Here is a 12,741-nt window from a genome sequence, read left to right as displayed (position 1 = left end):
TTAACGTTATACTTATTTTATTGGAGCAAGTCATCTTTTCCCCAAGATGATGTGGCGGCGACGATAAATAAAAATGAGCTTTCTTTTAAAGACCTAATACACGCTTCAAAAGAAAACTCATTTCCTATTCAAAATAGACGAGCATTACTCGCTTTGCTCCATATGGAGAATACATCCTATACCATAAAATTTCCCTGATATCCCTTTTATATCGTCGCCACCACACACTCCTAAAACTCCCTACAGGCACATGCGGTTCCCCCCGTGTGTGTTTTTTGTTGATGATTGTTACTCTTCTATATATATTTTTCCTTGTCTTTCATAATCTCTAGCTAACTCCCTCATTGAACTTGCTAATCGGAAAAAATTATTTAGTTCAAGTTGATCTGCCTTTTCAAAATAGTGACTTGCTAATTGGAACTCTTCTGCTCCAGTCCTATCTATAAAATGAGCACCTCTCTCATTAAATATTTTGGTAGTATATGCATCCCTCATGATAGTTTCTTCTCTTTTATTTAACAGCTCTGCAACATTTTTATTAATCCAAAGTCCGTCCTTATCTGCGGGTGCATAATAAAGGGTCCCCCCTATAACATTTAGCCCCATATCCAATCTATCAGAATTAGCAGCCATTTCCTTCATTTCATCTATCCAGATAGTGAGTTTTTGTTTATCAAGCTCACCTATAGCCTCTGAACCAGGAATTATCCTCCACGAATTTAATAAACGATGCGCATTGATTGCTATAGTCTCTTCCTTTCCAGTAAGTACTCTCTTTTCTGCTCCCTTTTCTTTATACGCTAGACAAAGAATCTCGTTGAAGAAAGCAGGTTCCGTTGCCAATTTTCTTTCGAGTGTTACAGGAGTTAACCCCTCCTCGCCCATAATAGCCAGATACATCCATTCAATTCTAACTAACTCTCGCTCTGCTACCCCCTCTTGCTTTTGCAAATATCTAATTATTTTTCTAGTATTGTATAAAGCTACGCTCCTTTGACCATTAAGCTCTTCGGTAGCATCGGTCAAAGCTTTAAACGCTAAATCTGAGGGAACCCGCATTCCTTCATCAATCTGATATGTTATGCAATCTATTGCCTTAATTGGGCAACCAAACTCTATTAATTTTTGGATAGCATCATCTAATCCAACAGCTTGATATGGAAGAGCATCGACAAGGTTCCAGTACTCTTCTTGCTCATCCCCCATTATATTTTCAACCAAAATCCATGTATCAATATAAAATGGCATAGCAGCAAATATAATTGCTTTTTGAAACTTATCCATAACTTGAAAGGCAACTTCTTCAATCCAGTCAAAACCGCATAATTGATATTTCCCTACAACAAAGCCCCGAATGAAATCTATTTTTTTACTATCTTTTATATCTAAAAAAACAAATACATCATTACAACTTATAGAGCTTTGATCAACTTTTCCAAAACAAAATCCCAGAGAGTAAGAATCTTCTATTTCAGAATTGAATTTGAATAACTCTATTAACCCAGTTGGCAGAATCTCTTTTATAGCCTCTACTTGAAAACTAAAAATTTGTTTTGAATTTTCTTTACTATCCTCAGAGAAAAATAAATCATATCTACTAGATTTGAAAAAAATTCTATTTTTAACATTTAGAGCTTTCGGCTCAACTTTATCTCTCATTATCTCCATTCTTTTTATATCTATATCTGAAAAAGCCCAATCAGTATGATTATATCTTTTATGCCTATTTATAACTGTAGAAAGACGTTCCCAAATTATATACTTATATTCATCATCTCTTGCAACAATGCTGTCGGCACATATTACATTTAAAAATTTGACACGCCAGTCATCCGAAATATTATCCAATACATTAATCAAGTCTATTAACCTCTGACTATCTGATTCAGCATACTCTATGCTAAGATTTAAAAAAATTTCATTTTGCAAGTAATAATCTAAATTAGTTATCTTATGGTCTACTTCATCCAAAACTGTAGTTCTCCATTTTGGTTTATAAGTACTCGAAGTAGTCGTGATTACACCTGGAATTAATTTCATTAGTAATTTCCATCCAATATCAGCATACTCATTCAGTAAAATTTTTACAACAGTTTCTCGTTTAGATACGGGAGCAAGCGTTTGAGGTCGCCATGGTAAAAGTATTTTCGACAGTATATTCACTAGATTCGATTGTTCTTTGGAATCCTCACTGTTCATTACTTCTACAATCACGCAGCAAACATGGACAAAATTTTCAGGATCCCATGCAACTAGTTCTATCGCTCTAGTTAAGCCCCCAGAGTATGTCCTTGAAACAATATCATTCTCTGTTTCTTTAAATAATTGCTTCACTGCGAGTATATTTTCTTCAATAGATTTAATAAATACTGCAGGTGCCGCTTCTGCCAAAGCTGGTAAATACCATTCTAATCCCGCCCAAACTTCCCAATTCTTTGTATCTAGAATGGTATGCACTGTATTGCTAATTATATCTTCCAACATAACTCTACTACTGTTTGGAAATATATCCGTCATAGATGATAAAATAGGTAGTGCCTCTGCTAAACCCGTTCTTAACTGAGTTGAATATTTTGTATTTTTATCATAAAATTTGGACAGCCATCGTTCATCTGCCCTTAAATCAAACTTTGGATTTCTTTCCGACAATACCTCAACAATAACGGCTTGCAAATCATCAAAAATATAATCGTAGTAACTATTTTTCATATTTCTTATAAGGGTCTCTCTGCCTTTGGTACTCCAAATATTTTTATGAAAATTTATATAGGACCCTTCACCTTGAAGAACATCCTTTATCCTAATTATCCAAGAATCATATGGTTCTTGGATAAATTTTTCAATAATCTCTTTATCGAAATGATTAGTATGATTCCATCCACCTATTAGCGCAAATAAGGCTAAATCAGCAGAGTATTCCCTACTCGTTTCTTCTTTAAGCGATGGCAATATAGGCAGCTCTTGATTCTGTAAAGAAAAAATTTTCTCTAGATCATACCGATCAGCTATTGTATTTTTACTACCTTTTCGAATATAATACGTCCCAGCATTTACAATTGGATTATTTGAAGGATATGAATGGCTAGTAGCATAAGGTCTTAAATTGTTAGTTTTGGGTATACAAATATACCCAAAATCTAAATTCTCAAAAGATATCGTTCCAGTTGAAACACATGGCCTAGGGCTTATTTTATCTAGTAAATCTTGAAATGCCGCATCATCTGGCATACCTAATTTTAATCCAATTTTTCTCAAACGTTCATTTTCCACTCCTATAATAATGAACTTATCTCGATCAAGACTTTCAATACAATTCAAAAAAGCCAGCACATCTTTAATAAAATCTGCATATTTTTCCTTTTTATATGGAATCTGTTTGTAGTCAATAAAATTACATTCGTTTGGCATATTTGATAGGACTTCTCGTACCACATCATCTACATATCTCATAAACTACTCCTAGAAATTTTATTTTATTTAAAAATGGAGTACAGTTGCTTTGATACTCCATGGCCTATATCTAATATCCTTCTAATCAAAGCGGCTTCACAACAGTCGGCTGATAATCAATCAAAATCATCGACCGCTCTCCAGCCGCATCGCTACTCCCTTTACGAACCGCGCTCACATAATGGCTCACCGCCACATCCGCAACCCCGTAAGACTCCAAGCTTTTCGTCAACGCAAAATCCGCAAAAATATGCCCCGCATCAATATCTTCTGGGAATTGATCCACATCATCCACCGTCGCAATCACATTCTGGCCACCCGCAACGTTCTGGCGCTTCACCAAATGCGCAAACGTAAACGGCTCCCCGTCCCGATGCAAACAATTCGGCGATGAAACCGCCTCGTCCCCATCCTGCTCCACCTTCAACTTCACAAAATGCACGCCCACATTCACCGGCATCACCATATCCCGCGCATCCCAATACGTCTGCGCAAAATCAAACTGAATAATACGCTTCAAAAGCTCATTTTCCAGCATCGCCGGCTGCAGCATTGGAAAACTGCGATACGCATCCTTAAACTCCGGATTAAACGCGCCCTGGAAATACTCCGCAACCGCTTCCCCATCCTCATTCACCATCGCCGGCAACCATTCCACCTGATTCGACCACGGCAAAATAACCGCACGCGAAAAACGGCGATAACGATGAAGTCCAGTCGCATAAGCATCAATCGGCAAATCCTCAAAAGCCCGCTCAATCTCAGCAAACTGCTCCGCAACCCAAGCCGCATCCTTCTTATATAAACGACCAATATCCGCCCCCACATCGAACCGAATAAAGCCTTTTTCTAACATTTCATCTTTGTACACTATCCATTCCCTCATTTCTTTTCAAAACTCCCTCCCATTGTAACATTCCGACGCCACTCAAAGAAAGCGTTTGTAAATTGCGCACCTTGTTAAAAAAATCAGAAAAATCGTTTTTTATCTTGTAACCTTCACGTTTTTCATGTAAACTAACATTATAAGTGAAATTTCAGAATAGCAAAACCCTGAAAAACAAGAACAAACGCAAGTATCGATATCCCATTCAATGATACGTTTATTCTCACTTAAAATAAAACCACGAGGAGCGATTCAAATATGGTACAACCAACAACAGTATCAAAAGAAGTCGAGGCAGCCGAAGATTACACGGCACGTATCTTTGAAACAGTAAAAAAACGCAACCCTTCCGAGAGCGAATTTCACCAAGCAGTTGAAGAATTTTTACAATCCTTAGTCCCTGTTTTAGCGAAAGAGCCAAAATATGAGGCAGCTGGAATTCTAGAAAGATTGACCGAGCCAGAACGACTCATCACATTCCGCGTCCCTTGGGTAGACGATAACGGCAATGTCAAAGTTAACCGTGGTTTCCGCGTACAATTCAATAGCGCTATCGGTCCATATAAAGGCGGACTTCGTTTCCATCCATCGGTAAACGGCAGCATCGTCAAATTTCTTGGATTCGAGCAAATTTTCAAAAACTCCTTAACTGGCTTGCCAATCGGTGGCGGTAAAGGTGGTTCCGACTTTGATCCTAAAGGCAAATCAGACAATGAAGTGATGCGTTTCTGCCAAAGCTTCATGTCCGAATTACAGAAATATATCGGGCCAAATACCGACGTTCCAGCTGGTGACATCGGTGTCGGCGCTCGCGAAATCGGCTTCCTATTCGGCCAATACAAACGCCTAAACGCTTTCGATGCCGGCACGCTAACAGGTAAGGGCCTGAACTACGGCGGAAGTTTAACACGTACCGAAGCAACAGGTTACGGCGTCGTATACTTCACACAAGAAATGCTCCAAGACAAAGGCGACTCCCTAAAAGGCAAAAAAGTCATCGTTTCCGGTTCAGGTAACGTCGCAATTTACGCCATCGAAAAAGCCCACGAACTTGGCGCAACCGTCATTGCATGTAGCGATTCAAGCGGCTACATCCTAGACGAAAACGGCATCAACGTCGCAACCGTGAAACAATTAAAAGAGCAAGAACGCAAACGTATCAGCGAATACACCACGCATCATCCAAACGCCACTTTTGTCGCAGATGGAGATATTTGGTCATTACCTGCTGACATCGCTCTGCCTTGCGCGACACAAAACGAAATCAACGCAGATCAAGCCGCAACGCTCGTTAAAAATGGCGTCATCGCTGTAGCAGAAGGCGCGAACATGCCATCCACACTCGATGCAGTTGCTGTTTTCCAAGAGAATAGCGTCTTATTCGGACCTGCCAAAGCTGCAAATGCTGGCGGAGTTGCCGTATCAGCCCTAGAAATGGCTCAAAACAGTATCCGGATGAGCTGGACTTTTGAAGAAGTAGATTCTCACTTGAAATCAATCATGAAAAATATCTACAAAAACGCTAGCGCCACGGCATCTGCTTACGATGCATCTGGTAACCTAGTCGTTGGTTCCAACATCGCCGGTTTCCTCAAAGTTGCCGATAGCATGTTGACGGAAGGTATTATCTAAATAGCTAAAAGACCGAATAATGACGGGCTACTTTTCCCGCACTATTCGGTCTTTTTTCTACTGTGTTCTTCGAGATTTCGCGTCAATGTACTGCCCGCGCCTACAACGACATTCGCTCCAATGCTGATATTCGGCACGACGACACTCCCGGCGCCAATCAACACGTTATCCGCAACGGTACATCCGCCCGTCACAACACTTCCTGGAGCAAAATGAACAAAATTCCCAACCGAAATGTCATGTTCCACGGTAGCGCCACTATTTACAATCACATGTTTCCCGAGTACGGTATTCGCCTGAACGATCGATCCAGCCATGACCAGACTACCTTCGCCGATTTCCACCGTTGCTTCGACAAACGCAGTCGGATGAACAATCACCGCGAATTTTTTCCCAGCTAAAGCCAATGTTCTAGCGATTTTTTTCCGAATCTCATTATCACCAATCGCTACAAAAAAAGCAACATCGCTATCCATTTGCGTCAAGCTCTGCAATTTTTCGTCCAATGAAGTGTAGAGAATCCCGTCTCGCGCCACAGGTTCAGGATACTTATCATCCCACACTTCGGTCAGCCGATATGTCCCACTCTCCCGAACAATATTCTGCACCATTTTACTATGTCCACCGTCGCCAATAATAATGAGCGATTCCACCGACGATGCTTTTTTCCTAGCTAAAAATGGCATCAACTTCTGCATATCTTCCCATTTCACAAACAATACATCGCGAAACGGCACTTTATATTTCCGTTTAAACCAAAATAGCATCGTCATCCCACAAAAGGCGTACGAAATCACCGAAGCAAACGCAGAACCATAAATATGAAACGATGGAATGAGCGCCACGTTCAAGCCGATGTTCAGTAGCACGCTAATAAGCAAGGTCGTGAAGTAAAATCGCCAACCGCCATTTGCCGAAAACAGCGTCCCAATAATTTTCGTATACACCATAAAAGGAACCGCCAAAAACATCCATACGACAATCGGGTACGCTGCTACAAAATCAGCTCCAAATAATAATCCCAATATTGGTTTTCCAAAAGCAATGACCAGAATCGCAACGGAAACAACCGCTGTGAAACCTAATCGAATCGAAAATGTCATGCGTTTGATATCATCTTTTCGCGCATTATGATGGAACATAACCTCTTTAAAAATATCCGGAATCATCCACGAATACTCCGCAAGCGCCACACCCGTACTATACAACCCAATATGATAAAAATCCACAGACATCATTTTCAAAATAATAATATCTGCTTGATAGTTAATCGCGATCAAGAAAGAAGTCAATAACGGGAGAAAGGCCAGCGCGGTCATCTTCTTATATTTAACCGGAACAATCGTAAACTTAAAATCCTTATCCCACAACGATGCTAAAGAAAACACCATCGATACATAACTTTTCAATCCGAAAATAATCAAAATCAGATACAAATTCTCACTCGTCAGAAAAAAAGCGAGGGTAATCAATGCCGTATTGATAAGCGACGAAATAATAATAATCATCGACTGCTGCTTCAAATTTTCCACGAGATTAATCTGTGTCACTTGCAAATTCAACACATTCACACTAATCAGCAACGCACTTAGACCTACAATCACATCTTTCGTGAAGACCAGAATAAGCATAGAAATAATCAAATACAGAAAAAACTGCAGAAAAGAATAGCTCACAAAGAGATTTTTCGCGCGCTTATCTTGTTTTCTAAAATGCGGGTAAATCAGCGAAATACCTAAGTTCAGAATCGTCGTTCCCACAATTACAACATTGACGATAAACATGTATTCCCCGCGCATCGCAGGCCCGAAGTATCTAGCCACCAGCATCAAACTAATAATCCCGTTAAGAACGACGAACCCCTTTTTAACGAAAGTCAGGAAGAAGGCATTATTGAACATTTGCGCGGCGAAACTCATAAAGATGTTTCCTGCGTGCGAATCACACGAGCTGGCACGCCACCAAGCACCGTATGTGGTTCAAAATCCTTCGTTACCACCGCGTTCGCTCCAACAGTCGTCCCTTCCGCCACCGTAACACCAGCATTAATCACCGCATGACTCGCGAGCCACGAACCTTTTCCAATGACAACACGGCTTGCTTTAGAATCCATCGAAACCGCACCATTTTCATACACATGTTTCGACGTCACAATCACGCACATCGGCCCCACAGAAACGTTCCGCTCAATCTTCAAACCGCCCGTCCCGTTCAAATAACATTGGTGCGCAATATACACATTATCCCCAATACTAATCAAATCCGGACGATTAATAATAACCCGCGCCCCAACCCGAAAATTAGACCCACATTGCTTGAAAAATGGACGCATCAACCGACCACGAATTTTCGTCGTAATATCCGTATTTGGCATCAGCGCAGTAATCAATTGAATGCAATGCATCGGTAACACATATCGGAAAAACAATTTTTTCTTATTCATAATGCACATCTCCTAGACGTTTCTTGTAAACAATTTTGCGATTCACATAGTACACGATTAAAAACAGAGCCAAGTTATAACTGAGATCATTGATAATATTCATCGTATTCTGTCCCATCAACATTCCCATTCTCGTACAAACTAAGGTAAGGAAATAGAACATCTCGATAGAACGCGTTTGATCAATTTTGGACTGAATGAAATAAGCGAGACACACCACTAACACAGATAACAACGGTGACAAAAGATATCCGAAAAACAGGTTTCCCTGACCAATCATCGGCAAAATTTGCGTCGCATGATCCGAATAAAAATAGCGTTGATTAAAGAAAATATTCGAATACTCAAACGGCAAATCTTTCACCAACATATTGACCCCAATCATCGGCCTGAAAATATCGAAAAATAGTACACTCCAATTCTGCGCTTCCGGGTAAATCAGTTTCGTTTCAAGCGCCATCGCCACATTATACGGCCCACCAAAATACACTTGCAAATTATCCGTGAAATCCGTAATCCCGCTCGTACCGCCAGATATCGATGCAATATTTCGCACCGTACTCATAATCAAGAGAATTCCAACGAGCATCCCGACGACAAGTAGCACAACGAGTTTAAAATACTTCGGAAACAACAATCGAAATGTCACTAAACTAACAATCGCAACTAACACAATATCTGAACGATTCGTACCGATAAATATTCCAATATTAGCAAATAAAGCACCTATCGCAATCCACACATAGAGTAACTGACTCGTTGCCCGGTGCCTCTTATGCGCCCACCACGTAACCATAATGAACACAAGTTGCTTCGCTAAAATAAACATATAACCGCCAAGCATGACCATCACATTACTGCCTTCCATCACATCCACCAAATCTGGTTTTGGAATAAAGAAACTAATCGATGAAATGACATTCGGTATCCCTAGCGCTGCCACAATAGCCACGACGATAAATACCACATAACCAAAATAACTTTTCGTTTCATCAAAAGGTTGCTGCGTATTTCTCGGCTTGTATTTCTTATTTTGAAAGTAATCAAGTATCCCAATGACAATCGTCACGACAATCAGCTCATACACCATTAAATAAATCGCAGTTTCCATCGAGCCTGCAAGCGGTGGTTCTGGTGATCTGCCTCCATAATAATCATTAAATACGATAAAATAAGGCAACACGACAAACCTAGCAAATCCAATACCAGTAAAGACAATGATAAATACTTTGAACCGCTGAAATAAGATTCGCGAAAAGACGAACAAGAAGCTGACCGTAAACGTCAATGGTAATAAATAGAGTCGATTATAGCCACTCGCATTGGTATTACCTGCCACATAGAAAGTCACAAAAACACCAATGGCTAACATGATTACATTTACTGCTATAACGTAGAATTGTTTAGGAATTTTTATTGGCATATTTATTCATACATCCTTCAAATTATTTGCTGAGAATTTTTTTTACTGCGTCAATCACGTATTCCTGTTCTTCTTGCGTCATCTGCGTGCTAGATGGCAAACATAACCCCGTTTCGAACAATTTTGTCGCCACATCTCCTGCTTCATCCGCATAAAACGGCGCATCTTGGAAAAGTGGTTGTTGATGCATTGGCTTCCACAATAAACGACTATCAATCCCTTGCGCCTTCAATAATTCCATCACGTCTTCCGGTGTTTTCCCATCCGTATCAAAAGTCATGGTCGAAAGCCACCGATTTCCTGTTGCAACATCCAATTCCGGCATCATCACTGAGCCCGGAACATCCGCTAATCCCGCTTCATACGCTGCAAATATCTCCTGTTTTTTAGCCACCCGGTCATTCAAAACGTCCATTTGCGCGATACCAATCCCAGCAAGCACGTTGCTCAAGCGATAATTATAACCAACTTGGTGATGTAAATAGTACGGTGCGTCCTCTTTAGACTGGCTAGCTAAAAAGCGGGCTTCTGCGATTTTCTCAGGTTGCTTAGCCACTAAAGCACCGCCACCCGATGTCGTAATGATTTTATTCCCATTAAAAGAGAAAATACCGAGGTCGCCAAGCGTTCCAAGTGGGGCATTTCGATACGTACCTCCAAGTGCTTCCGCGGCATCTTCTACGATTGGAACCCCGTATTCGTTAGCCAAAGCGATGATTTCATCCATTTTCGCGGACTGTCCATAAATATGCACAACGATGATTGCTTTTGGTAGTCGGTTCTTTTGTCGCGCGTCTTCTAATGCGGCTTTGAGAGCAAATGGGGACATGCACCAAGTCTCTTCCTCCGAATCGATAAATACTGGTTTCGCGCCAAGATACAACGCTGGGTTGATGCTAGCAACAAACGTAAATGTGGAGCAAAATACCGTATCGCCGGCACCAACATTTAAAAGTTGAAGCGCTAAATGAATAGCCGCCGTTCCAGAAGAAACAACCGCTGCATCCGAAACGTGATTATACGATGCGATACTTGCTTCAAATCCGTCTACATTCGAGCCCAATGGCGCAATCCAATTTTCCTGAAAAGCCTTCTGAATATATTTCTCTTCCATACCACTCATGTGAGGTACTGCTAACGGAATCATCTTCTTTGTTTTAAGCATGTTTAATCTCGTCCAACCTTTCCATCGTCACTTGCTCTGACGTATTCACATTTTCTCGACGAACCACTTTCAAAATCGTTTTTTTGTAGATGAGCATATCTAATTTCAGCGACTGATTTTCGACATAATAGAGGTCTAATTGAAATTTCTCCTGCCAGCTGATGCTATTGCGCCCGTTCACTTGTGCCCAACCACTGAGACCAGGCTTCGTGTTGTGACGTTTCTTCTCTTCCTCTGAGTAAAAAGCGAGGTATTCTTTTAGCAATGGTCGTGGTCCGATAAAATTCATGTCGCCCTTGATTACATTAATTAATTGTGGCAACTCGTCCAAACTCAGCTTCCGTAATGCGTTCCCAAAGGCATGAAGTCGTTCGTTATCTGGTAGCAATTTACCTTCTGCGTCCCGCTCATCTGTCATCGTTTTAAACTTATATATGTTGAAAATCTTTTCGTGCAAACCTACGCGTTCTTGCGAAAAGATGATTTTCCTGTCTAATTTCACCCATACGAGTAGGGCGATAACTAGTAACAATGGCGATAGTAACAATAGCATCACGATGGCTAGGCACCGATCCGTACTATTTTTCCATTTCGTATACATCTTGCTTATCGACCTCCGTTTCTCTGTAGACCTTATCTAACTCTTGCCAAATAATTTCCGATCTAAATTCCCGACCAACTCGCATGCGCCCGTTTTTGCTAAGCTTCTCGGCCAGCTCGTTATCTTCCAGTAGGGTCATCAGCGCTTTTTTCATACCCGCTACATGCCCCGCCTCGATTAGTAGCCCCGTTTCATTCGGAATAATCGCATCTTTTGCCCCCGTCACATTCGTTGTAACAACAGGCACATTCGCCGCAGCCGCCTCTAAAATAACATTTCCGAAGCCCTCACGATACGTCGGTAAAATAAACACGTCCATCAGGCGATAATAGGAAGCCGTTTTAGGGACAAAACCGGTTTTTACGATATGTGGATTTTCCTCGATTCGCTTTTGCGTTAGCAGTGAAACCATATCACCCGCTTCAAAATCACCAACCAAGAGTAGCGTGAGATTCGTGTGTTCCGCAGAAAGTTCCGTAAACGCGGCCACCAAATCATCGATGCCTTTATCTTTCGTCAACCGTCCCACATAACCAATGACCTTGCGCTGATTATCCGGCACGTATTGCTTCTTCAAACGCTCAACTTCCGCTGCGTCTAACTCGAATTCCGCTAGGTCTAGGCCGTTATAGCTCCCCGAACCCAACACGTGAATTTTCTCTCGCGGTGCTAGTCGTTCTTCTACCAAAACTTCCTTCAAGCTAGGGCTGACCGCGAGACATGTCGTGCTTAGTTTACATACTAATTTTTCAATGAAGTGTAGTAGTTTTCGTTTTTTTCCTGTACACGTTTCAAATCTTAGTCCAATTACCGAGTAAATGCGTGTCGGCGTACGTGTTAGAAATGCCGCTATCATGCAAAGTAAGCTGGCTTTTGGCGTGGATACGTTGGTGATGTCTGGCCTCACTTTTAAATAAATCATGATAATTCGGAGCAACGACAGTAGATCGGAAAATGGTGATATTTCGCGCGTCATGCTTACGTTGTGCACGGTGATATTCTCCGGTAGCATCTGATCTATCTCTCCACTTGGCGAGCAAATCAGATGCACGTCGTAACCACGGTTGCTAAAGTATTCTAGCTGTCCTCGGAGAAGTTGTAGGCTGATCGATGACGTCACGCCCATGAGTAATTTGGTCAT

General features: G+C 41.2%; 9 protein-coding genes. 1 reads left to right on the top strand and 8 read right to left on the bottom strand.

Annotation, left to right across the window (positions count from 1 at the left end; genetic code table 11):
- Positions 1-288: 288 nt before the first annotated feature.
- Positions 289-3,450: an ATP-binding protein gene (locus DUK53_RS13725; RefSeq protein WP_036129776.1), complete on the bottom strand. Its 3,162-nt coding sequence runs from the start codon at positions 3,448-3,450 to the stop codon at positions 289-291.
- An 85-nt stretch (positions 3,451-3,535) separates the two neighbouring features.
- A complete protein-coding gene (locus DUK53_RS13720) occupies positions 3,536-4,336 on the bottom strand; it encodes a 2OG-Fe dioxygenase family protein (protein ID WP_036129774.1) in 801 nt (266 codons plus the stop codon).
- A 258-nt stretch (positions 4,337-4,594) separates the two neighbouring features.
- On the opposite strand from DUK53_RS13720, the gene gdhA reads away from it, so the two are divergent.
- The gene (gene gdhA, locus DUK53_RS13715; protein WP_036129773.1) at positions 4,595-5,968 is read left to right on the top strand and encodes an NADP-specific glutamate dehydrogenase; all 1,374 of its coding nucleotides are present in this window, start codon (positions 4,595-4,597) and stop codon (positions 5,966-5,968) included.
- 41 nt (positions 5,969-6,009) lie between these two features.
- Here gdhA and DUK53_RS13710 read toward each other — a convergent pair whose 3' ends face one another.
- Genes DUK53_RS13710 through DUK53_RS13685 form a run of 6 tightly spaced genes read right to left on the bottom strand, consistent with a single transcriptional unit; the run spans position 6,010 to position 12,741 of the window.
- Complete coding sequence (locus DUK53_RS13710) at positions 6,010-7,887, bottom strand: NeuD/PglB/VioB family sugar acetyltransferase (protein WP_052164776.1); 1,878 nt, start codon at positions 7,885-7,887, stop codon at positions 6,010-6,012.
- Entirely contained in the window at positions 7,884-8,411 is a 528-nt protein-coding gene (locus DUK53_RS13705) for an acyltransferase (RefSeq protein ID WP_052164775.1), read from the bottom strand. Before DUK53_RS13705 ends, DUK53_RS13710 begins: the two co-directional genes overlap by 4 nt.
- A complete protein-coding gene (locus tag DUK53_RS13700) occupies positions 8,404-9,834 on the bottom strand; it encodes a hypothetical protein (protein ID WP_036095051.1) in 1,431 nt (476 codons plus the stop codon). The genes DUK53_RS13705 and DUK53_RS13700 overlap by 8 nt, the downstream gene beginning before the upstream one ends.
- A 22-nt stretch (positions 9,835-9,856) precedes the next feature.
- Positions 9,857-10,999 carry a DegT/DnrJ/EryC1/StrS family aminotransferase gene (locus DUK53_RS13695; protein ID WP_036095050.1) on the bottom strand — a complete coding sequence of 381 codons (1,143 nt, stop codon included), beginning with the start codon at positions 10,997-10,999 and terminating at the stop codon, positions 9,857-9,859.
- Positions 10,992-11,600 carry a sugar transferase gene (locus DUK53_RS13690; RefSeq protein WP_036095049.1) on the bottom strand — a complete coding sequence of 203 codons (609 nt, stop codon included), beginning with the start codon at positions 11,598-11,600 and terminating at the stop codon, positions 10,992-10,994. Before DUK53_RS13690 ends, DUK53_RS13695 begins: the two co-directional genes overlap by 8 nt.
- Complete coding sequence (locus DUK53_RS13685) at positions 11,578-12,741, bottom strand: glycosyltransferase family 4 protein (RefSeq protein WP_052164774.1); 1,164 nt, start codon at positions 12,739-12,741, stop codon at positions 11,578-11,580. Before DUK53_RS13685 ends, DUK53_RS13690 begins: the two co-directional genes overlap by 23 nt.

It is taken from the genome of Listeria sp. SHR_NRA_18 (assembly GCF_003856515.1).
Classification (GTDB): Bacteria; Bacillota; Bacilli; order Lactobacillales; family Listeriaceae; genus Listeria_A; species Listeria_A newyorkensis.
The sequence above is the reverse complement of the archived record's forward strand: the minus strand, read 5'-3'. Positions and strand labels throughout refer to the sequence as shown.